We start from the raw sequence: 23,825 nt of genomic DNA on the forward strand, positions 1-23,825 counted from the left end.
TTTATGTCTTTTTAAAATAAATCTTTGTTGATGGTACTATTTAATTCTTCACCTGCTATTACAACTTTTTTCTTCAATTCGTTTAACTGAATTATTGCTTGATTGTAGCTTTCCATAAAGTCAGTAAATTCTAAAAGACTTACATTTCGTTTCTGAAAATTGGTAAGCATACCATTGTAAACAGCTTCAAAGTCTGCATTTACAGTTGGTTTAATAACAACATAATTTTGACGAGATTCATCCCATTTCGTCCAAGCCGAAGTGATTTCTGTTTTTAGCTGTAGTTCAAAGTTTTGTTTCTCAATTTTAGATTGCTCCAAAACTGTTTTTGCATACTTAATGTTTCCTTTATTCTGATTCCAAAGTGGTAAAGGAATACCAACAGTCAGATTCGCTTCATTATTAAAAGCACCGCTTCGCTGGTCATAATTTGCACCAAGAGTAATATCTGGAATTGAAAGTGATTTTTGCAGTTTTACATTCAACTCATTAGCATCAATTTCTTTTTGTTTCGCTAAATAATCTGGACGATTTGCAATAGCCTGCTCTTCAAAGCTTTTAAGATCAAAGTCAATTACTTTTAAATATTTATTAGAATCGTCTTTGCTTACAACAGGAATTACATTTTCAGTTTCATTTAAAAGCAATTTTAAATTCGCTTGCTCCTCTATGTTGTTGTTGATTACTTCTAATCTTTCATTTTTGAAATTCAGATATAATGATTGTAAACGAACAACATCTTTTAAAGGAATATTTCCTTTTTGAGCCTGAATAGAATAAGAATTAATTAAGTTTTCAATATGAACTAATTGCTTATCTGTATTTTCAAGATTCTTAGTGTTGTAGTATACAGTGTAAAAGCTTTTGCGCAATTGCAATTTTAAGGTACGTAGTAAATCATTAAACTGAAGTTCAGCCAGTTTTTCATTGGTTTGCGCCAATTTTACTTCGTTACGTTTTTTACCTCCCAGATAAATAAGTTGCTCAATGGCAAAAACTTTCTGACCTTCTTTTCCGATATCAAAAAATTTATCTCGTTCGGGGTTATACGCATTCAATTCAGCTGAAAGAGTTGGATTATCCCAAATTCGAGCCTGAATAGTCAGTGCTTTTGATGCATCTATATTATATTGAGATGCCAGTAAAAAAAGATTCTTTTTTAAGAATTGACTTTCACAGTCCTGAAGTGTGACTGATTTCTGAGCTATTGCAGCTTGATTGAGAAGTGCAAATAACAGCAATGCAAATAACTTTTTCATTGTATCATTTTTAATTATACAAATATGCTATCAACAGGCTTTAAGAGACCTTAAAATCTACCTTAAAAATAGCTTAAAATTATTTATAAATTAAAAAACAACTGAAATAAATTCGTATTAATTTCTGGCGTTGAGTAAGTTATGTTTGCCTTATGTAATGTTGAAATTCTTTGAACGATTCTTAAACCAAGTCCAAAACCTGAGGTTCCTTTAGCATTTTTGCCACGCATAAAGGGTTGAAAAAGATTTTTTTGTTCTTCTTCGCTTAATGTATCTCCGGTATTCGAAACGGATACTATAAGATGATAATGATCTGTACTTATTTTTACTTTAGCTTGCTTATTATCAGAGTAAACACAGGCGTTTTTTAGAATATTGCCTAGAGCTATTTCTAAAAGATTTTTGTTTCCTTTAATTTCTAAGGCAGTATCTAGATCATCGCTTTCCTCCATTTCAAAAAGAATGACAAAGTCTGGAAAAGACTTATTTATTTTTTCAATCGAAGAAAATAAGATTTCATCTATTCGCTGTACTTCATTATGTTCAGTTTCTTTATTGTCAATTTTGGAAAGTATTAATAAAGAATTAATTAATTCGCCTAAATGATTTACATCAGTTAATATAGCGTTTAAAAAAGATTTATTCTTAGGTTTTGCATCAGGATCAGTAATAGCATTTTCGATCTGAGAAGTCATTCTTGAAAGTGGAGTCCTTAATTCGTGAGAAGCATGTGCAGTAAACTCTTTTTGTCTTTGATACGAAAGCTCAATTCGATCCATCATAAAATTAAACTCATGTGCAATTAAGTCAATTTCATCCTTACTGCTTTTAGATTCAATTCTGGTATCAAGATTATTCTCGTTGATTTTTTTTATTTTCTGATGAAAGGCATTAAGAGGATTCATTGCTTTTTTTATAGTAAAAGAAGTAATGACCCAACACAAACAACTAAAGAAAATATAGGATATAATTAAAGTATAACGTAAAAACAGTAATTTCTTTTTACCATAATCATCTGTTGCAGAAATCAATGCATAGAAATCTTTGTCGTTGGTGTCATAAAAAACGCCATAAACCTCATAATCTCCCTGTTGTTTAAAAAAGGTTTTATTCTTTTTCAGATACTTTAAATCATCAATAGACCAATTAATTTTCGCATCGTCAATACTACTGTAAATCAATTTAAAATTAGAATCGAAAACCAATGTTTTTTCATCATATAATTTATTAATTGAGTTTTGATCAATAATTTTTAAAAGCTGATTATCAATTTGTTTAACGTTAACTAAAAGTTTTATATTAGATAAAGCCTTAATTTCTAATCGATCGCGAAATTCTTCTTTTCGATAATTAGAATACAAAATGAATATCACTGTAGAAGCCAATCCAAAAAGGATAGTAAACAGTAAACTGACTAACAATGATATTCGATTTTTTAATGTCATTCCTGATCGCTTAGATAATAGCCGTAACCAACTTTTGTGCGGATTAATTTAGTGTCATGATCTTTATCAATTTTTTTTCTTAGAAAATTAATATAAACTTCAATTGTATTTTGATTGGTTTCGATATGATAATCCCAAAGTTTCTCGGCAATAAATTGTTTAGACAAAACTTTTCCTTTTGCATGGGCTAAGATTAAAATCAGTTTAAACTCTTTTGGAGTAAGTTTAATTTCTTCTCCAGATCTGAAAACCTGCATTTCATCTTCAAGAATTTCCAGATTATTGATGATGATTTTATTTTCGACTACTTGAGGAACATCTTTTCTTCTTAATAGAGATTGCACTCTGGCATATAATTCGTCAAAATGAAAAGGTTTTACCAAATAATCATCTGCACCGCTGTCAAAAGAAGATAATTTATCTTCTATTTCGCTAAAAGCAGTCAGCATAATTATAGGTGTTTTTTTATCGCTTCCCCTAATACCTTTGCAAACTTCAATTCCGTTTATTCCCGGAACATTAATATCAAGAACAATTAAATCATATTCGTATGGAAAGTATTTTTTAAGCAATAAAGAACCATCATAATATGGAATACACTCGAAACCCTTTGATGTAAAGAATGTTGAAATTTCTTTAGATAAAGTAAAATCGTCTTCGAGCAGTAATATTTTCATTTCGGTGTGTAATTAGTAAATCTGACTGAAAAATTCTATTCAGTCAGATTTACATTAAAGATAGGATTTATTTGAAATAAGAGAAAGTCTCGTTATTTTCAATCTTTAGCAAAGATTCATAAATTAAATTGATAACGTTTTCTACATCATCTCTATGAACCATTTCAACAGTTGTATGCATATAACGCAGAGGAAGCGAAATCAAAGCAGACGGAACACCACCATTGCTGTAAGCAAAAGCATCTGTATCTGTTCCGGTAGCACGTGAAGTTGCGTGTCTTTGAAAAGGAATATTCTTCTCAGCAGCAGTATCAACAATTAAATCACGTAGTTTATTCTGGATGGCAGGAGAGTAACCAATAACAGGACCTTTACCCATTTTAAGATCACCTTCTACTTTTTTGTCTATCATTGGAGTAGTAGTGTCATGACAGACATCTGTTACAATAGCGACATTTGGTTTTATTCTGTGCGCAATCATTTCTGCGCCACGAAGACCAATTTCTTCCTGAACAGAGTTTACAATATATAAACCAAAAGGAAGTTTCTTTTTATTTTCATGTAACAAACGAGCAACTTCAGCAATCATAAAACCGCCCATTCTATTATCAATAGCACGACAAACAAATTTGTTTTCGTTTAGAATCATGAATTCATCAGGATAAGTAATCACACATCCAACATGAACACCTAAAGCCTCAACTTGTTCCTTGTTTTCACAACCTAAATCAATAAAAATATTACTTAATTTAGGAATTTCTTCTTTATCGCGCAAGCGAGTATGAATTGCCGGCCATCCAAAAACCCCTTTAACAATGCCGTTTTTTGTGTGAATATTGACTCTTTTAGATGGAGCAATTTGGTGATCTGAACCACCGTTTCTAATTACATATATAAGACCGTCTTCGGTGATATAGTTCACATACCATGAAATCTCATCAGCATGTCCTTCAATAACGACTTTATAAGGAGCATCAGGATTGATTACACCTACAGCAGTTCCGTAAGTATCCGTTATAAAGGTATCAACATAAGGTTTTAAATAATTCATCCAAAGTTTTTGCCCTTCACTTTCGTATCCAGTAGGAGAGGCGTTATTTAGGTAGCTTTCCAGGAATGCTATTGAAGTATCTTTTAAGATAGATTTTGTACTCATAAAAATATTTTTTTGCTAAAATAGAAATTTGGTATCAGAGTTGTGTATAAATATATAATTTTACATTTAAATTATGATTCAATGAGATTAACCACCTTTATTTTATTTATACTATTAGTTTCCTTTTCATGTCAGGCTCAAGTTGCTCCAAAGGAGAATCAGCAAATGGGTTATATATTAACAGAACAAGACTCTATTTTAAATGATACTATTCAATTGCCAGAGATAATTATTTCAAAAGGTGAGAAGATGAATCCTGAAGAAATGAAGCAATTTCAAATTCTTCAAAATAGAGTATATAAAGTTTACCCTTATGCGAGATTAGCTTCGGATAGATTGACCGCATTAAATAATGGAATGGCGCGTTTGAAAACAAGTCGTGAAAAGAAAAAGTATTTCAAAATTGTAGAAGATTACTTAAATAACGAATTTGAAGAAAGGCTTAAAAAGCTTTCTAGAAAACAAGGTCAGATACTAGTAAAATTGATTCATCGTCAAACAGGTATTACGACTTATGAATTAATAAAAACATTAAAAAGTGGATTCAAGGCTTTTGTCTCAAATACAACAGCCAATTTATTTGATATAAGTTTGAAAACAGAGTACAAGCCCTATGATGTAAATGAAGACTATTTAATAGAAACTATTTTAGTTCGTGCATTCGAATCAGGAAGATTATCAAATCAAAAACCGGCTAACCCAGTAGATTATGATGACTTATCGACTAAATGGCAGGAAAGAGCAAAAGAGTTAAATAAAAAATAGTTAATGTTATAGTTATATATATAAGACTACCCAACCCGACAGGTTTACAAAACCTGTCGGGTTTGTTTTTTTGTACATATATAATAGTATGATTTAGGTATTATGATTTTTTCAGGAGCTTAATCCCGCTATCCGTTCCAATCTTTTGTGCCGAACCCCGGCACAAAAGGATTTCCACTTCTATCGGGGCTATGACACCTGTTTTTAGAAGAAAAAATTGGCATCTCATTGTCTTTGTGAGATTAAAATTGTCAGAAAGGAAAACTTCAGACTTTGATTTCTCTTCAGGAAACTGCCTTTAAGGCTGAAAACTCCTCAAAAACATATAGACAAACAGGCTGAAAATGGATAAAAACGAAAGGAAAGCAGAAAAAACTTATAGATCGTCAAAAAACTTTTCCATGTAAATCAGCTGTTATGAGTGAGTTAAGAAAAAGATTGTAAAAAGAACAAAAAAAGGCGGATAAAAAGCTTGCAGAAGCGGAAAAAGGTTCTACTTTTGCACCCGCAGAAGCGAAGACGTTCACAGCAATACCGGCAGGAGACTGATCAGAAAGAGAAAAGAGATTTTCGAAAAAAAAGATTAAAAAAGTCTTGCAGGATTGGGAAAAGCGTTTTACATTTGCACCCCGCAAATACGGGAAGTTCACTGAAAGATTGGAAGGGAATGCTGAAGAAATGAAACGAAAAAAAAGTTTCAAAAATTTTCAAATTTTCCTTGCAGGAAACAAAAAGAATTTTTAGTTTTGCACCCGCTTTGAGATACAGGCGGAGATAGAAAGAAATACACGTTCGTAGACATATTGAATTGACAGCCGTTCTGAAAGAGATTTCAGAACAGAAAAGAATAAGAGTAATAGAATCGTAAGATTCGGAAAGAACCGGTAGATAAGGCATCGCATAAATAATATAAAAATATACGATGAAGAGTTTGATCCTGGCTCAGGATGAACGCTAGCGGCAGGCTTAACACATGCAAGTCGAGGGGTATGCATCTTCGGGTGCAGAGACCGGCGCACGGGTGCGTAACGCGTATGCAATCTGCCTTTCACAGAGGGATAGCCCAGAGAAATTTGGATTAATACCTCATAGTATAGTGAGTTGGCATCAACACACTATTAAAGTCACAACGGTGAAAGATGAGCATGCGTCCCATTAGCTAGTTGGTAAGGTAACGGCTTACCAAGGCAACGATGGGTAGGGGTCCTGAGAGGGAGATCCCCCACACTGGTACTGAGACACGGACCAGACTCCTACGGGAGGCAGCAGTGAGGAATATTGGTCAATGGGCGCAAGCCTGAACCAGCCATGCCGCGTGCAGGATGACGGTCCTATGGATTGTAAACTGCTTTTGTACGAGAAGAAACACCTCTACGTGTAGAGGCTTGACGGTATCGTAAGAATAAGGATCGGCTAACTCCGTGCCAGCAGCCGCGGTAATACGGAGGATCCAAGCGTTATCCGGAATCATTGGGTTTAAAGGGTCCGTAGGCGGTCCTGTAAGTCAGTGGTGAAAGCCCATCGCTCAACGATGGAACGGCCATTGATACTGCAGGACTTGAATTATCAGGAAGTAACTAGAATATGTAGTGTAGCGGTGAAATGCTTAGAGATTACATGGAATACCAATTGCGAAGGCAGGTTACTACTGATGGATTGACGCTGATGGACGAAAGCGTGGGTAGCGAACAGGATTAGATACCCTGGTAGTCCACGCCGTAAACGATGGATACTAGCTGTTGGGGGCAACTTCAGTGGCTAAGCGAAAGTGATAAGTATCCCACCTGGGGAGTACGAACGCAAGTTTGAAACTCAAAGGAATTGACGGGGGCCCGCACAAGCGGTGGAGCATGTGGTTTAATTCGATGATACGCGAGGAACCTTACCAAGGCTTAAATGCAGACTGACCGTTTTGGAAACAGAACTTTCGCAAGACAGTCTACAAGGTGCTGCATGGTTGTCGTCAGCTCGTGCCGTGAGGTGTCAGGTTAAGTCCTATAACGAGCGCAACCCCTGTTGTTAGTTGCCAGCGAGTCAAGTCGGGAACTCTAACAAGACTGCCAGTGCAAACTGTGAGGAAGGTGGGGATGACGTCAAATCATCACGGCCCTTACGCCTTGGGCTACACACGTGCTACAATGGCCGGTACAGAGAGCAGCCACTGGGCGACCAGGAGCGAATCTATAAAGCCGGTCACAGTTCGGATCGGAGTCTGCAACTCGACTCCGTGAAGCTGGAATCGCTAGTAATCGGATATCAGCCATGATCCGGTGAATACGTTCCCGGGCCTTGTACACACCGCCCGTCAAGCCATGGAAGCTGGGGGTGCCTGAAGTCGGTGACCGCAAGGAGCTGCCTAGGGTAAAACTGGTAACTAGGGCTAAGTCGTAACAAGGTAGCCGTACCGGAAGGTGCGGCTGGAACACCTCCTTTCTAGAGCCCTGACCGTTAGCATTGATGCACGTCAGGGAAATAAGATGCCTTAAATAAGGTTTTGGATTTAAGATTGTATTACTCTTGCTGTTAATTTAAAAAAATGATAAAACTTAAGTAAAACAGAGTCTCGTAGCTCAGCTGGTTAGAGTACTACACTGATAATGTAGGGGTCGGCAGTTCGAGTCTGCCCGGGACTACTATTTGGCTTAGGAAAAGGAAATTTTAGAGGTTGAGTTGCACTTTTAGTGAACCGTTTTGAACTGTTAACTGAAAACTGTTAACTGCATACTGAAAAAACGGGGGATTAGCTCAGCTGGCTAGAGCGCCTGCCTTGCACGCAGGAGGCCAACGGTTCGACTCCGTTATTCTCCACGAATTTACTCAGAGAAGTAAATAAAAGTTCATTGACATATTGAGATAAGAAAATAATAAGAAAGTAGAAAGCGTTTTTATTAGCAATAATAAAAACAAAAAAAACGGTCCTGTTTTAATTAACAGGATTGGTACAATAAGCAAAATAAGGGCGCATGGGGGATGCCTAGGCTCTCAGAGGCGATGAAGGACGTGATAAGCTGCGAAAAGCTGCGGGGACTGGCACACACAGACTGATCCGCAGATATCCGAATGGGGCAACCCGCTATATTGAAGATATAGCACACCGATAGGTGGGCAAACCCGCTGAACTGAAACATCTAAGTAGGCGGAGGAGAAGAAAACAAAAGTGATTCCGTAAGTAGTGGCGAGCGAACGCGGATTAGCCCAAACCATCCATGTTACGGCATGGGTGGGGTTGTAGGACTGCGCTACTTCATGCACAAGGAACCGGAAGTTTCTGGAAAGGAACGCCGTAGAGGGTGACAGCCCCGTATGGGCAACAAGTGTAATGGACAGCAGTATCCTGAGTAGGGCGGGGCACGTGAAACCCTGTCTGAATTCGGCGGGACCATCCGCTAAGGCTAAATACTCCTGAGAGACCGATAGTGAACCAGTACCGTGAGGGAAAGGTGAAAAGAACCGTGAATAACGGAGTGAAATAGATCCTGAAACCATGCGCTTACAAGCGGTCGGAGCCCTTAAGTGGGGTGACGGCGTGCCTTTTGCATAATGAGCCTACGAGTTAACGTTGCCGGCAAGGATAAGTACTTCAGGTATGGATCCGCAGCGAAAGCGAGTCTGAATAGGGCGCTTTAGTCGGCAGTGTTAGACGCGAAACCGTGTGATCTACCCATGGGCAGGTTGAAGCTGTGGTAACACACAGTGGAGGACCGAACCGGTTGACGTTGAAAAGTCTTCGGATGACCTGTGGGTAGGGGTGAAAGGCCAATCAAACTCGGAAATAGCTCGTACTCCCCGAAATGCATTTAGGTGCAGCGCTGGACATAGTTATACAGAGGTAGAGCTACTGATTGGATGCGGGGGCTTCACCGCCTACCAATTCCTGACAAACTCCGAATGCTGTATAATGTTTGCCAGCAGTGAGGGCTTGGGTGCTAAGGTCCAAGTCCGAGAGGGAAAGAACCCAGACCATCAGCTAAGGTCCCCAAATATATGTTAAGTTGAAAGAACGAGGTTTGTCTGCCCAGACAGCTAGGATGTTGGCTTGGAAGCAGCCATTCATTTAAAGAGTGCGTAACAGCTCACTAGTCGAGCGGACGAGCATGGATAATAATCGGGCATAAACATATTACCGAAGCTATGGATTTGCAGTTTACTGCAAGTGGTAGGGGAGCATTCTGACAGGGCAGAAGGTGTGCCGTAAGGTATGCTGGACCGGTCAGAAAAGAAAATGTAGGCATAAGTAACGATAATGCGGGCGAGAAACCCGCACACCGAAAAACTAAGGTTTCCACAGCTATGCTAATCAGCTGTGGGTTAGTCTGGACCTAAGGCGAACCCGAAAGGGACAGTCGATGGCCGACGGGTTAATATTCCCGTACTACTAATTACTGTGATGGGGTGACGGAGTGATGAAAGCGCCGCGGACTGACGGAATAGTTCGTTGAAGTACCTAGCTATAAGACCTGTAGGCAAATCCGCAGGTTTTGGTGAAATACGATAGTACTCGGAGTCTTCGGACAAAGAGATAGTGCGCCTAAGGGCTTCCAAGAAAAACCTCTAAACTTCAGGTAATTAGTACCAGTACCGTAAACCGACACAGGTAGTTGAGGAGAGAATCCTAAGGTGCTCGAGAGATTCATGGCTAAGGAATTAGGCAAAATAGACCTGTAACTTCGGGAGAAAGGTCGCCACGCTCAGGCGTGGCCGCAGTGAAGAGGTCCAGGCGACTGTTTATCAAAAACACAGGGCTCTGCAAAATCGTAAGATGAAGTATAGGGCCTGACACCTGCCCGGTGCTGGAAGGTTAAGAGGAGATGTTATCTTCGGAGAAGCATTGAATTGAAGCCCCAGTAAACGGCGGCCGTAACTATAACGGTCCTAAGGTAGCGAAATTCCTTGTCGGGTAAGTTCCGACCTGCACGAATGGTGTAACGATCTGGACACTGTCTCAGCCATGAGCTCGGTGAAATTGTAGTAACGGTGAAGATGCCGTTTACCCGCAGTGGGACGAAAAGACCCTGTGCACCTTTACTATAGCTTAGTATTGACCTTGGATAAATGATGTGTAGGATAGGTTGGAGACTTTGAAGGGGCGTCGCCAGGCGCTCTGGAGTCATTGTTGAAATACAACCCTTTGTTTATCTGAGGCCTAACCCCGAGTATCGGGGGACATTGCTTGGTGGGTAGTTTGACTGGGGTGGTCGCCTCCAAAAGAGTAACGGAGGCTTCTAAAGGTTCCCTCAGTACGCTTGGTAACCGTGCGTAGAGTGCAATGGCATAAGGGAGCTTGACTGAGAGACATACAGGTCGATCAGGTACGAAAGTAGAGCATAGTGATCCGGTGGTTCCGCATGGAAGGGCCATCGCTCAAAGGATAAAAGGTACGCCGGGGATAACAGGCTGATCTCCCCCAAGAGCTCATATCGACGGGGGGGTTTGGCACCTCGATGTCGGCTCGTCACATCCTGGGGCTGGAGAAGGTCCCAAGGGTTGGGCTGTTCGCCCATTAAAGTGGCACGCGAGCTGGGTTCAGAACGTCGTGAGACAGTTCGGTCTCTATCTACTGCGGGCGTTAGAAATTTGAGTGGATCTGATTCTAGTACGAGAGGACCGAATTGGACAAACCGCTGGTGTATCTGTTGTCCCGCCAGGGGCACCGCAGAGTAGCTACGTTTGGAAGGGATAAGCGCTGAAAGCATATAAGCGCGAAACCCACCACAAGATGAGATTTCTTTTAAGGATCGTGGAAGATGACCACGTTGATAGGCTATAGATGTAAAGGCAGTAATGTCATAGTCGAGTAGTACTAATAATCCGTAAGCTTATGTACATAATTTTTCTCTCCCGTCCCAGACGGGAGAGAAGGAACTTTCTTAAAAAACTTATGTTTCTTTATCTCAGTATGTTAAAATATTGTCCGCACGCGGAAGGTAATTAGATATTAATTACTGAAAACCTTAAGGTGGTTATTGCGGCGGGGCTCACCTCTTCCCATCCCGAACAGAGAAGTTAAGCCCGCCTGCGCAGATGGTACTGCATCATTGTGGGAGAGTATGTCGTCGCCTTTCTTTTGAAAACCCTGTTTCTTACGAAACGGGGTTTTTTGTTTTATATCATTTTTTTATTTCTTGCGCAGAGAATGCGGGGAGTTATCTTTATGCTGTACGGTTATAAAGAACACAGAAGCTGTCTGTGTTAATTTCCGGGGTTTAAATGTAGATTTTTATATGCGGGAAATATGGAAAGTCCTTGTAATGCTGATGCTCCTGGGATGGGAGCGGCATCTCCAGATTTGGAAAAACAGGGCTTTTTCAGCCGCAGTTTCTGTTAATCGGGGATACAGCGGACAAGACTGCCCGCAGGAGAGGCTGTGATGATTAAATTAAAAGGAGCGCTAAAAACTTATAGCATTATTTCTCCCAGTTTTATTTCCCAAACGGTTTTACTTTTTGTTCCAAAGTATTTTTCAGTAGAATTAAAATATATTTTTTGATTTATTGAAAAATTATATTCAATAATACCATTAGTTACTGAAAGATGATATTGGTTAACCCAGTTATCTGATTCTGATTCTATTGAATTAAAAGGTGATTTTAGAATAAATCGATAAGATTTGTTTTCAATTTTATTAAATAAAGTACTGATGTTTATGAGTTTTTTTTCAGAAGAAAGGAAATCATAAACTTTTATGTTTTGATCTGAAAATAATAAAAATATATTTTCTTTGAGTTGTCTTTTTAATTCATCGTCTGATGATCTGTCAGAAAAAAGGGTTAGATATTGGTATAATTCAGATATTTTATCCATTGAATTTTCCTGATAGGCTATAATGCTTTTTTCAGAAAAAACTGCTCGAATTCCGGTTGGTTTTATATTTGCAGATTGCGCTATGGCATTTCTGCACAATAAAAACAATATAATAATTGTCAAATATCTTGTTTTCATAGCTGTCTGATTCTTATAAAAGTTATTTGTTTTTGATTGGTTTCCAAATTAATAATTTTCATTTTTCTTGTTTCATTAGTAGGCACAATCAGTTTTTGTTTAAATTCTTTTTTATTTAGGTATTCTGCTCCCAAATCGTCTTTAAACAAAATGATAACTTCTAAATTATCTGAAAGGATTCTTTCTAAGGTTTCTTTTCTGGTTTCCCAATCTTTAATGTCTGATTCTATAAATGTTTTTAGTACTAAAGCATAGTCATCGGGCTTTACTAAAATTTCATTAGCGGTTTGCGAAATATCTACTTCCTGTTTTTTAAAATAAGGGCTTTCAATAACTAATTTTTCATCTTTTTCATGAACTTCAATTTTTGAGTCATTAACGCTAATAGGGCTTTTTTTTCCTTCTTTTATACTATAAACTGTAAAATCTTCCGTTTTAAGTGGTTTTTTCGTGTATTGATTTTTAATTTCAATTGTCTTAACCTTTTTATCTATCATTGAAACATATAAGACAATTCCAAAGATTAATATTAATGCAGTTATTGATAGAATAGTGCTAGTCTTTTTTGACTTTTTTTTATTGTCTGCTATTATAGTTTTGGATTGATTTTGATGTTTAAATAGAAATTCTTCCCAGTCCGTGTACCCTATAAATTTTGAAAAAATATCCAACATATCTTTTCTCGGAAGTTTTTCGCTGGCTTCGGGTTTTAGATGAGTATAGATCCATTTTTCGCTAACACGCTCGTTTTGGTTCGTTTCAATAAGATCTATAAGCTGGCGAATATCTTTACTACTAAAGCTTTTCCAGCTACCCTGAAAAAAAGGATAGTGTTTTTTATATTCTTTTAAGATCTGATTTTTTAGTTCCTGAAACAATTTTGAGCTGTTTATTTATTATGCAAATATAGTCATATAGAAAAAATGACTTACTGTAAAAGTACTGTAAATGGTTGAATGAACTTTACAGTAAGTAGAAAATGATTGTACAGTACTTGTTTTTGATAAGTATTTTAATATTGCCTCGAATTTTAAATGTAATAAACTATGAAAACAAAAATCGCAATTATTGCAATGTTATTGGTAAATGTATGTTTTGGACAGTATGGAGTTTCTACAGGTTCTTATTCAATGGTTAAAAGTAACAGAATGAATTCTCGTAATGAAAGCGGTGCTTTTAGTGAACGTATGATTATTGTAGAGGATTTTGTGAATTATCATAAGCACAAAATAAGCATTCCTAAAAAGGAAGAAACTGAATTGAGTATTGATTATGATAATGATTTATTGGAAAATAAAAATAGTTTTGTTTTGCAAGTAGGATTGGCAACAGCAATTAAAGAAAACCTAACTAAGACATCGAAAGAGGTAAATATTTCATTGGTTGTTGATAATAGTGGCTCAATGGCTGGTAATGATAAGTTAACTTATGTAAAAAGTGCCATCAAAACGTTTGTTAGGAAGCTGGAAAATGGTATGTCTTTATCTCTTATTACTTTTAGTACAGATGCAAGAGTTGTAATCAAGACTGAAAAATTAGAATCTAATCGTGAGAAAATTTATCAAATAATTGACAATATTCAGCCCGAAGGTTCTACAAATATTTATGCAGGAATGATGCTTGGGTATGAAGAAATTGCTAAAACACATAATGACGATAAAAATTCCCGTCTTATTCTGCTTACCGATGGAATGGTTAATACAGGAGAGACTAGTTTAGAAAAAATCCTTATTGCATCTAAACGATATAATGATATGGGAATTGAAACCTCTACAATTGGTGTTGGAAGTGATCTGGATTTTGATTTGTTGAGAAGTTTGGCAGAAAATGGAAAAGGTTCTAATCATTTTATTGGAGATTCAGAAATTGATATCCAGAAAGTATTCGTAACAGAATTGGAAAGTTTGTTGTATAATATTGGTAAAAATCCTAAAATAACTATAGAATTGCCTAAAGATTATGTTGTGCAGAAAATTTATGGTTATAAGCCTAATTATATTTCAGAGAATAAAGTGTCTATTGAATTAGAAAATCTAAATTCTGGAATTACACAAGTTGTTTTATGTGATATAGAGAAATTAAAGTCAATTTCAAGTTCTGAGATTAAGGTTTCTTTAGAATATGAAAAAAACAAAAAGGTAATTAGTTCCTATTCAACTTTAAATTATAGATTAGGCACAGAATCAACTAATGATGAGATTGCTAAAAACTATTCGATCGCAGTAATGGCAGATGCTCTTAAACAGTATGCAATAGAATATACAAAAGGAAAGATTCCAGCAAGAACAAACTTGGACAAAGCATTAAAGTTTACCGATAAACACACTGATGCTAGCGATATTGATGTGAAACGTACTTATGATATACTTAAAAAAATATAGGTACATATTGATTTTATAGTATAATAGAATTGAAATTATTTAGTTTAGAGGAACATAAAAAATATATAATAAAATGAACAAATAATTCTAAATCATTGATTTAGAATTATTTGTTTATGTCTAGTGTAAAAAAGGCAAAATGATTTTAGTTATTATCTAATCAGGCTTTATTAGTTGGTTTTATTTTAGATAAAGTATTTATATAACTCTTGTAAAAGCAGGGTTTCTGATATCCAATACAAAACTATCTTTTGCATTTCCTATTGTATCATCAACCCGTTGTTGATAAGAATGTTTTGGAGCATCTTTTAACAACTCCACTAAATCAATAAATTTGATACTCCAAACCCCATCTAAAAAATCTACTTCTTTAATTGTATTGCCCATTACAAATTTTACAGAATGCCATTCTATCCAAAAATATATTATTATTTCTTTGTAATGTTTCCAATATCTGATAGCATCTTTACGATTAAATACAACTGCATAGGTCGGGTCTATCTTATATAAATCTTCAGCTTTAAAAAAAGGAGTATTTTGGGTTTTTAGGTCTGCGATTAAGCTGTTGTCTTTTAATAAGTCTGGAGCGTAAGGATTTGAAGTTTTTTCTGGATTAATAATTAACCCAAGTTCAGTTCCAAATTTATTTACAAAAGCCTGTTCAATTCGTTCCCCGTCCTTACACCAAAGAGTTTTATTTTGTAAATCTTGTGGAGTAATTTCGATACCATCTTTATTATATTGTTGATAAGACATATTTAGGATTTAATAGGTTGATTATTAGAGTAGATGCAATCACAATTTTTATCAATAATAGAGCCTACAAAACTTTGGAAATCTTCTTCCGAAATATCTTTTGCACCAGTTAAATCTATTAATTTTTCCCAATAAAAAGTATTATTCTGTGTAGATTTTCTTCTAGACCATTTTTTTATTTCTGTACCATTACGGACTTTACTAGACGAACTATTCTCTGAGTTATCACTATTTTTTATTTGTAATAATTCTCCTTTAGAATTGCAAAAATCAACTGCATCTATTGAACTTCCCCAGCAACAAACCCAATTGTAATCGTAAAGTTTTATTGATAAGTATTCTTCTAATAAATCTCCAACAATGGTTTCGATTGACATCAGTAAACGGTGTCCTTTCATTATTTTTTTTAGTTCAGCCTCAGAGGTACCTTTAATACGCAAAAAAAAAAATTAATTCTACAACTGGATCAGAATGTGTTTTAGAAGGTTTGCCAGTCCTTACAGAAGGTCTATTTTTGTATCCCTTTTGATATTTTTCAACAAGTTTAATTACATATTCTTTTAAAGGAATAGGTTGTTCTTCTTTATTTTTTTTTGGATATCCTAGTTTAGGGAGATTTCTAACATCACTAAAGGCACATTTTAAGACAATTTCCAAATCACTGTTATAGGTTTCTTTGCAGTGTTCTTTTGCATAAGTTATTATATTATCTAAATTAAAAGATTCAGTAAATTTTGTTTCTAGTTTCATTAGTATTTTTTACCAATTATATGAATTATTTTACAAAATCTATTAAATAAAATGTAACTATTTTCGACTAAAACATCTTTTTATATTTTCTTGAAAAAGAAATGAAATGTAATTATTGCCCTTATGCTTAGATCATTTCAAAAAATTAATTTATATTAAATCGTGTGCTGTACAAACATCTCACTGGTTTTCCATCTATTGTGGCTGGTTTCCAATGAGGAGCCAATTTTAGAACCCGCAATAATTCTTTTGCAGAGTTGTATCCGGGATCGTATAGGACTTTAATTTCAGATAAAGTTCCATCTTTTTCAATGACAAAATTGGTATAAATGCGCAGTTTCTTGATATTATTTTTTATTACATATTCAGGTACGATGTAATTTGTTTTAAAAAAATCATATAATTTTTCAATTCCTCCTGGATATTCAGGCCGTACATCAACCGCTGCAATATTGTAAATTTGATTTTCTGTTTCTTTCAATGCTTTTTCAGCGGGCTGAATAGGTAGGTTGATTCTCGTATTTCCGTATTTTTTATGAAGATCAATAACATCAAAAGCCTGATCCCATTTGCGGTCAAAGACTTTTCCTAGAAATCGATAGGAAATTTTATCTGAAATTTTTACCAGCCAGAATCCTTCGGTATTTTTAAACAGATAAAAATCTGAACCAGGTTCGGGATCTAAACCGCAGCCTTTTCTATAGCCGGGAAAAATGGCTAACAGTTCAACTTCCTTGCTCTTAATTATTTTTATATTTTCATGATATAAATAATTTTTATCTGTAAGGAAATTATTGAAAACTCTGGCAGAATTTGGATCAACATCCTTTAATTTCTGTATTCCGCCTTTAAGATTATCAAGATAAAAAACTACATCTTTATCTCTGTAATACAGATGACTTTTATCTATTTGGGTAAATGTTTCCGCATCAAAATTAGTTTGTTTACCTCTATAATAAACATGATTATCCTTTTTATAAAAATTATAATCTATAACGATCTTATTAGAATCGTCGTTACTTAAAGCAGTTTTTGATTTTCTGCCTGGATTATTTTGAAGTATATTCAGAACTGCTTTATTTACTTCTGTTGTGTTTTTAAAAAATTTCGTTCCGGTTTTCCAACATAGATCTCTTTCTGGATTATCTGGGAGAACTGTAAAACCTGCAGTGTCAATTCTTACCTGTTTTCCTTTCACAAAAACTCCATTTTTATCAAATGCAAAACCTTCTCTTCCAGATGTTTTTATTGTGAAAGAAGTCACATCTGCATCAATAATCTTATGTGTAGAGCAGTCCTGATAGATTACATAGTCTTTGTTAATAATATAAGTAGGATATTCCAAAAAACTGCAGTCTCCATATCCGTTTTCAACTTTTAATGATGGATCGACTGCTGCAGGTTCAATGGAAATATATTGGCAGCTGACCACTAAATTAAAGCTAAAAAATAAAAAAAGTCTTTTGATCTTTATTAAATCAGTTTCTCTTAGGCTCATTGGTTAATTAAAGATTTGGATTTTAATAACGGAGAATAACTGTTAATGTATTCTTGAGCTAAAATAAATAATTTAGGATTTAATTGAATTAACAATGGAGATTAATTTTTTTGAGCATATTTTATTGTTGTAGAATGGGCGAGATGTTTTATTTAATCTATACTGCTGATGAAATTTATCATTAAGATACACAGATCATTATATCCAATTTGAAAATAAACTTTGATTTTTTTTATAGTAAAAATTATCAATTTAGATGAATTGTAATTATGTGTTTTTACGAAGGAACAAGAAGCTACTATGCAATTTAAAAAACTCATGAATCACGATAAATCTATTTTTTATATTTAAGATTACATTGTTTAATGTTTTTATTTAGTTCTAGAACTTATTACTTCTTGAATGATCTGATCTACTAGTTTAATTTCATCCTCAGTAAGGACTCTTGGATCTAAACTATTGTCTTTTAATAGATTTTGATTTTGAAGACGTTTTCCTATCTCCTTCATTTTTTTAGGATTTGTTTTTCTAATTCCCGTTAATTTATCTCTAACATTTTGCTCATTTTCACCGCGTTGAACTTCTTGTGTTACCTCGTCGCTTAAACCTTTGGATGCATTAACCCTTGTCTCGAACTGTTCTGTTATTATTTGGTTAACACTCTCCATATCAGGTACCATTTTTGATTTTATTAATTCATTCTTGACTTCTTTATCCATTGCTATATCCATATTCTCTATATCAGTATCTGCACCTTTTGGATCTAGCTGGCCACGATCTACTTTTTTTCCTTTTTTATTGATTAGATATTCAGAAATTGAGGGTGCATCCATATTAGCATCAACGTCAAAGTTAGAAGCTAGAAATCTTGTATTTTGTTTAGGTGGCCCTTTATAGCCTTTGGCAAGAGAACCTCCATAATAAATGCTCCATTTTTCATTTGCTACCTGTTTATTCCATTTCGCCCGATTAAGAGCTACTGGTTTAGACAAGAGTCCATAATTTTTTCTAGCCCGTACTTTTAGTTTTGTCTGCCATCTTCCCCAAAGATTTCCCAATGCATTGTCAATTGCTGTTTTAGTTTTTAGCCAATCTTTACGCCAAATTTCGGTTCCATTTATATCGAGATTTTTAGAACCACTTTTTTTTATATTTTGTGGCAATTCTTTGTAAGCTTCTTCTCTCATTACAATTAATTTTCTTGTTAGGACTTCCATGCCTAGAGTATATTTATCTCTTAACTTTTTTACTCTCTTAACTGATCGAAGGTCCCGCATATCAGTTTTATAGTTTTTAGCTAATTTTTTAGCTTCTGATTGAATTTCAATTAATTTTATGTTTATAGTTTCGGCACTTATTGATTGTCCTTGTTTGCTTTCAATAGGTGTATGTTTAAAAATAAGCATAATGTTATGCAATGAATGCGTTTCTATTCTGAATTTTTGTAGCAATGGTACATCATCAGGTCTAGTTTCGGCTATATTAATAGGAGTGATGTCTCTCTCTTCGCCATTAATTACTCTAAGATCATAACCTTCTCTGCCATATTCTCTTATCCCTGCTTTTCGCTCTTGTTTTTCGTGATATGCAATTGCTTTATCTTTGCTTTTGCTAGGTTTACTCTCAGCAACATCCACACGGATACCTCCCTCATGTTCACCAATTATATTGGGATCAATTTCTTTATTGGGCGGAAATTTTGTAAAAACATTTTCTTCTCCATTGATTACTTTTAGTTCATAACCTTCTCTACCATATTCTCTTATCCCTGCTTTTTGATCTTGTCTTTCCTGATAAGCAATTGCTTTTTCTTTTTTCTTATCTTTATTTTTACTTTTTAATTGCAAGGTTTTTTCATTAATGCTATTTAGAGATAAATTTGCAGTGTTTTGAATTTTAGTCATTTGTGATGCTTTTGCTCCCATAATATCGGCTTCCTTCTCCAAACTTTTATCATCATTTACATTTGTTTTGCCATTCATTTGCAGAGTAGGTTTTACGCGTCCTTGTTTTTGCTGGACTACGTGCCAAGCTTCATGTGCTAGATGTTTTTCCTGTCCATTTGCAATATGAATATCTGTTCCTTGTGCATAAGCATGAGCGTTTATCAGTGCAGGTTTATCAGAGTTATAATGAACTTTTACATCATCCATAGAATGACCAGAAAGATTTTCTATTCCAGATTTTAGATTGTCTGATAAACCGGTATCATTGCTTTTTCTTTGAATTGTAATGGAAGAGGATGCTGCCTTTTGACTTGTAGTTTTTTCAGCAAGTTTTTGTTGTATAATAGAGTGGCTCCGATTATCTTTTAACTCAACTGAAGAATTGCCGTGATTCACATTTGCGGCACTTACTTGTATCTTATTTTCTGATATTTTTTGGTGATCCTCTGTCATTTTTTCTTTTTTAGAATTATATAACTGCCAATTTTTAGAATATATTTAATCTGTAGTCGGAGTAACTTCTACTGGACCAATACCACCCAAATAGTTAATCGACGAACAAAAAGCTTGATTATGAATTATGGTTTTTATACTCTCAAGGTTCTGATCAAAATAGGGGAGAGTTACTTTTTTTCCTGTAATGAGTTTTACCAGATAATCATTTTCTAACGGATAACTTTTAAACAACGTTTTCCATGCTGGATAAAAAACACTCTCATCATCAGCAATAAAAGCGATTTTATCAGGTTTTTCTTTTATTTTTTGAGGATTGAATTTTAGTAAAAGAATAATTTGAGCCTCAATTTTTTTGATTATAACCTCTATCGTTTTTTCGTTAGTTTGAACGATCAAATAAAGATTTTGATTTGTAATTAAATAGCCGTTTATAAAAAAAGAATTGTTTTTAGTATAATGATTTAAAGCTATTGCAATTATGGTCTTCACATAATTCAAATCGAAATGTTTTTTCCAATCCCCAATTTTAAGCATCATTTTATGTTGATATAATTTGGGTTTAGTAATCGTAACTTGAATTATGTCTTGATCTTTTTTCATAATGTATCAATTTGTTTGAGTGACCATGAGTGTTTTATTCTCTTTTTTAAACTCACGTCTGATACCTTCCAATAAATCCTGCTGACTAACTACAGTTTCATTTTTCTGAATTGCAGCCAAAGCGCAAAAACGTAGAATATTAATAATAGCACCTCCAGCAAGTTCATAGTTTTCGGCAATGCTTTCGATATCAATATCTGGACTAAGTTTGCACTTTCCTGAGAATGCTTTTTCCCATAATTGAATTCTTTCTTCAGCGGTTGGCATTGTAAAATGAATCATTGATTGAAATCTTCTTGAGAAAGCTTCGTCCATATTTTCTTTTAAATTGGAAGCTAGAATAACAACTCCCGGAAAATCTTCAATTCTTTGAAGTAAATATCCCGTCTGCTGATTTGCATGCCGATCATTTGATGATGATGTAACAGTTCTTTTTCCGAAAAGTGCATCGGCTTCATCAAAAAACAGAATCCAGTCTTTGTGTTGTGCAATATCAAATATCTTAGAAAGATTCTTTTCGGTTTCACCGATATATTTAGAAACAACCATAGAAAGGTCTACTCTGTAAACTTCTCTTTTTGCGCTCTTTCCGAGTAAAGTTGCTGTAAGTGTTTTTCCAGTGCCTGGAGGGCCATAAAAAAGTGTTCTGTACCCAGGTTTTATTTTATTCTCCAAGCCCCATTCTGTCATAAGAGTTTCACCATGATTTAGCCATGCATTTATCTCCATAACTTGATTCATCACATGTTGTTCGAGAACTAAATCTTCCCAGTTTAGATTAGTCGAAATTTGCTGAGCTGGAAATGAAATACTATGCTCAAGTTTTGGTAGAGTACCAGTTATAAAATAATGTAGCCAACGCTCATTAATCGAAAGCATCTGATTCAAAATAGGCACATTAGATTCGCTTGTTTCTAAAACTAAAACCTGTTCTTTTGCAAGAATATTTGATGTACTCAGGATTTTCAGCAGTTCAGTTCTTAATTCAGGATTAACAGCGGTAATCAAAAAAGAAAGCGTTTGCCCAGTGGGCAAAAAACCACTGTGATTTTTATTTACAACACCGCCAAATTCAGTAAAACCTCGATCATACATAGCATTTTTACTAAAGAAAATATCAAGAATTTCAGGTTTGATTTGAGGCGCCAAAATTAAAGCAAGACAAAGCCGTTCATAGAGATTTAATTTCCATTCAATTATTTTTTTGTAATAAACGTTATTTTCGTTAGCTGCATCGGGTTCGGGCACTGGAATATCCTGCCATCGGTTTTCATGACCTTCCTGAAGCAGATAACTGCAAATAACCTGATCGATTACTTTTTGTAGCCAATCCATTTCATTATCTAAAACAATAATGTCAGCATTAGTTTCCATAAGTTCCAAATAGTTTTTCTACATCATCAAGATTAGCATCAGCCCATTTAAAATAGAGTAGCGCTGTATTAGGATTTAACTCATTGCACTGCAGCATATCCAAATATAAGCCTTGTACATTTTGCATAATCATTTGTGTATTGTAATCAATATCATTATGAAAATTCGAATCAAAGAAGGAATCTGTCCATTCGCTGGTATTATTTTCTTTAGCTATAAAATCACTTATAAAATAAGACAGTTTTTCATCTTGAACAATTAATTTTTTAGCTTTAAAATAAGCGGATTTTCTTTTGGTTTCTCTGTGGTAATATTCAATGTCTTTTGATTGAATTGTCTTGGTTTTAAGATGCCCAAAAATATCTGTTAAACCAAAGTTTTCTGCTTCACAGGCCAATTCCAATTCCGCATTTGTTTCGCCAGCAATAGCCAGTGTTGTGCTTTTGGCTGTAGCACTCTCTGTTACAAGATACAGCTCTCTGAAAGAATATAAGGTTTGTGTTAGTTTTATGATTAATTGCTGTTGGATTTCGTTCCAGTTATTGATTCTGATGGATTCAGGTTCTTCGGCTTTAAAAATAAAACTTCCTTTGTTGGCAAAAGCTAATATCTGTTTGCTAAATTCAAAGCTGCCTTCAAGTGAACCATTTGCCTGTGAACGCCCAGAGTAAGGTTTTGAAATACCATCGCTAAAATTCCAGTTTGCATCATTTAAAGCTAATATTTCGCTAATGTCTGTATCATGACGAGATATAATCCCGTTACGATAAATATTTCCAAGAAGTATTATTTCTCCATTTTTAATCTGGAAATAATCACCAGGGAAAAGACTTTTATTGAGCGGTTTCGTAGGAAGAAATCCTCCGGTTTTCAGATAAAACTGTCTGTAAAAATTCTTAGATGTCTGATCCATAACTAAAAAAAATAGGATTAAAGTCCACTGATACCCTATTGAAACAGTGGACATTTTAATTGATCTTATGAAGCATAAGCTGCAGCAGTTGCGGCAGCTAAACTTGCTTGAAGTGATTGAAGCTTGATCTGAGCTTTGTTTAAGTTAGCTGTGGCAATACTCAATTGTCTTCCTGTTTCGTCGTTTGCATTATTTGCCTTCTCATAAGCAATCTGAGCATTTTTATAAGCATTATACAGTAGTGCCCTGATCGAAGTATCAGAAACGGGCTTTACTGATAGTGGCGTGTCTAAAGATTTCTCATTTGTTAAGGTTAAATACAATTTAGTTGCTTGTTTGCTTTCTAGAGTGATCGCTGCTTCAGATTCAAGAACAGAAGCTTCTGCCGCTAATGTAGATTTTAAGGCAATTAAAGTTAGCGCAACAGCATTATTAGCATCTGTACCTGCAGTATTTATGCGGGAAATTAAGTCGTCAGAAATTAACGGATTAAGTGCTTTTTTGCGAATAACAAGATTAGAGAGTTTATTAATGATCTCTACAGAATAAATTAATTTACTGATTAAGTCACTAATGTTTTTGGTAACTCTTGTAGTGTCCTGAGTTGCAGATACGGTTTGGACAAAAGCGTTTCGTGAATTAAATGCTAAGTCATAAGCATTTTGAATAACCTGATCAATTAAGTTTTTATTGCTTAATGCATGCGAGCGGTTATTCTCTGAAACCAGCAAATACCCTTGATATCTAGTAGCTTTTTCATTCAGCGAGTTTACAATGGTTTGTTGTTGCTGCACAATCGCCGTTGCATCAATTACTTGATTCTTTAATAAATCTAGCTCAGCTTTTTTCTTCTCTGTGATGCCGTATTTCTGTAATCTTGGGCCTGGTGATAGTATAGTTTCCATATAGC

At 35.1% G+C, this 23,825-nt stretch carries 17 protein-coding genes, 2 tRNA genes and 3 rRNA genes; 7 read left to right on the top strand and 15 right to left on the bottom strand.

Translation table 11 applies throughout. The features are described 5' to 3' along the window. Positions 1-11: 11 nt before the first annotated feature. From P2W65_RS16860 to P2W65_RS16875, 4 genes are all read right to left on the bottom strand, one after another. The gene (locus P2W65_RS16860) at positions 12-1,259 is read right to left on the bottom strand and encodes a TolC family protein (protein ID WP_289659352.1); all 1,248 of its coding nucleotides are present in this window, start codon (positions 1,257-1,259) and stop codon (positions 12-14) included. An 83-nt stretch (positions 1,260-1,342) separates the two neighbouring features. Beyond that, positions 1,343-2,704, bottom strand: coding sequence for a HAMP domain-containing sensor histidine kinase (locus P2W65_RS16865; protein WP_289659354.1), 1,362 nt, complete (start codon positions 2,702-2,704; stop codon positions 1,343-1,345). Continuing rightward, complete coding sequence (locus P2W65_RS16870; protein WP_289659356.1) at positions 2,701-3,381, bottom strand: response regulator transcription factor; 681 nt, start codon at positions 3,379-3,381, stop codon at positions 2,701-2,703. Before P2W65_RS16870 ends, P2W65_RS16865 begins: the two co-directional genes overlap by 4 nt. 67 nt (positions 3,382-3,448) lie before the next feature. Beyond that, positions 3,449-4,537, bottom strand: a complete 1,089-nt coding sequence (locus P2W65_RS16875; RefSeq protein ID WP_289659358.1) for a M42 family metallopeptidase — start codon at positions 4,535-4,537, stop codon at positions 3,449-3,451. 81 nt (positions 4,538-4,618) lie between these two features. Between P2W65_RS16875 and P2W65_RS16880 the strand changes: the two genes are divergently transcribed. The 6 genes from P2W65_RS16880 to rrf all read left to right on the top strand — a co-directional run bounded on the left by P2W65_RS16880 (position 4,619) and on the right by rrf (position 11,364). Further along, positions 4,619-5,302: a DUF4294 domain-containing protein gene (locus tag P2W65_RS16880; protein WP_289659360.1), complete on the top strand. Its 684-nt coding sequence runs from the start codon at positions 4,619-4,621 to the stop codon at positions 5,300-5,302. 919 nt (positions 5,303-6,221) lie between these two features. Then, positions 6,222-7,735 (top strand): 16S ribosomal RNA (locus tag P2W65_RS16885). Between the two features lie 126 nt (positions 7,736-7,861). Continuing rightward, positions 7,862-7,935 (top strand) — tRNA-Ile (locus P2W65_RS16890). Positions 7,936-8,036: 101 nt separating this feature from the next. Further along, a tRNA-Ala gene (locus tag P2W65_RS16895) sits at positions 8,037-8,110 on the top strand. Between the two features lie 134 nt (positions 8,111-8,244). Then, positions 8,245-11,126: ribosomal RNA gene (locus P2W65_RS16900) — 23S ribosomal RNA — on the top strand. Positions 11,127-11,254: 128 nt separating this feature from the next. Beyond that, positions 11,255-11,364: ribosomal RNA gene (rrf, locus tag P2W65_RS16905) — 5S ribosomal RNA — on the top strand. Together the 16S, 23S and 5S rRNA genes with 2 tRNA genes alongside form the textbook arrangement of a ribosomal RNA operon. A gap of 334 nt (positions 11,365-11,698) precedes the next feature. On the opposite strand, the gene P2W65_RS16910 is transcribed toward rrf, so the two are convergent. Next, positions 11,699-12,241, bottom strand: coding sequence for a hypothetical protein (locus tag P2W65_RS16910; RefSeq protein WP_289659362.1), 543 nt, complete (start codon positions 12,239-12,241; stop codon positions 11,699-11,701). Continuing rightward, positions 12,238-13,119, bottom strand: a complete 882-nt coding sequence (locus P2W65_RS16915; protein WP_289659364.1) for a hypothetical protein — start codon at positions 13,117-13,119, stop codon at positions 12,238-12,240. Before P2W65_RS16915 ends, P2W65_RS16910 begins: the two co-directional genes overlap by 4 nt. Positions 13,120-13,287: 168 nt before the next feature. On the opposite strand from P2W65_RS16915, the gene P2W65_RS16920 reads away from it, so the two are divergent. Then, on the top strand, positions 13,288-14,622 hold the full coding sequence (locus tag P2W65_RS16920; RefSeq protein WP_289659366.1) for a vWA domain-containing protein: 1,335 nt from the start codon (positions 13,288-13,290) through the stop codon (positions 14,620-14,622). 198 nt (positions 14,623-14,820) lie between these two features. On the opposite strand, the gene P2W65_RS16925 is transcribed toward P2W65_RS16920, so the two are convergent. From P2W65_RS16925 to P2W65_RS16965, 9 genes are all read right to left on the bottom strand, one after another. Beyond that, entirely contained in the window at positions 14,821-15,378 is a 558-nt protein-coding gene (locus P2W65_RS16925) for a hypothetical protein (protein ID WP_289659368.1), read from the bottom strand. Between the two features lie 2 nt (positions 15,379-15,380). Continuing rightward, positions 15,381-15,818, bottom strand: a complete 438-nt coding sequence (locus tag P2W65_RS16930; RefSeq protein ID WP_289659370.1) for a SinI family restriction endonuclease — start codon at positions 15,816-15,818, stop codon at positions 15,381-15,383. Further along, positions 15,808-16,128, bottom strand: coding sequence for a hypothetical protein (locus P2W65_RS16935; protein WP_289659372.1), 321 nt, complete (start codon positions 16,126-16,128; stop codon positions 15,808-15,810). The genes P2W65_RS16930 and P2W65_RS16935 overlap by 11 nt, the downstream gene beginning before the upstream one ends. 145 nt (positions 16,129-16,273) lie before the next feature. Beyond that, positions 16,274-17,626, bottom strand: coding sequence for a DKNYY domain-containing protein (locus P2W65_RS16940; RefSeq protein WP_289659374.1), 1,353 nt, complete (start codon positions 17,624-17,626; stop codon positions 16,274-16,276). A 371-nt stretch (positions 17,627-17,997) separates the two neighbouring features. Further along, positions 17,998-20,025, bottom strand: a complete 2,028-nt coding sequence (locus tag P2W65_RS16945) for an eCIS core domain-containing protein (protein ID WP_289659376.1) — start codon at positions 20,023-20,025, stop codon at positions 17,998-18,000. Positions 20,026-20,070: 45 nt separating this feature from the next. Continuing rightward, positions 20,071-20,628, bottom strand: a complete 558-nt coding sequence (locus P2W65_RS16950) for a hypothetical protein (protein WP_289659379.1) — start codon at positions 20,626-20,628, stop codon at positions 20,071-20,073. Between the two features lie 6 nt (positions 20,629-20,634). Next, positions 20,635-22,002 carry an ATP-binding protein gene (locus P2W65_RS16955; RefSeq protein WP_289659381.1) on the bottom strand — a complete coding sequence of 456 codons (1,368 nt, stop codon included), beginning with the start codon at positions 22,000-22,002 and terminating at the stop codon, positions 20,635-20,637. Beyond that, positions 21,992-22,915, bottom strand: a complete 924-nt coding sequence (locus P2W65_RS16960; RefSeq protein WP_289659383.1) for a hypothetical protein — start codon at positions 22,913-22,915, stop codon at positions 21,992-21,994. Before P2W65_RS16960 ends, P2W65_RS16955 begins: the two co-directional genes overlap by 11 nt. 65 nt (positions 22,916-22,980) lie before the next feature. Next, positions 22,981-23,820, bottom strand: coding sequence for a hypothetical protein (locus P2W65_RS16965; protein WP_289659385.1), 840 nt, complete (start codon positions 23,818-23,820; stop codon positions 22,981-22,983). Between the last annotated feature and the right edge of the window lie 5 nt (positions 23,821-23,825).

Origin of the sequence: Flavobacterium panacagri (genome assembly GCF_030378165.1) — a bacterium.
GTDB lineage: Bacteria > Bacteroidota > Bacteroidia > Flavobacteriales > Flavobacteriaceae > Flavobacterium > Flavobacterium panacagri.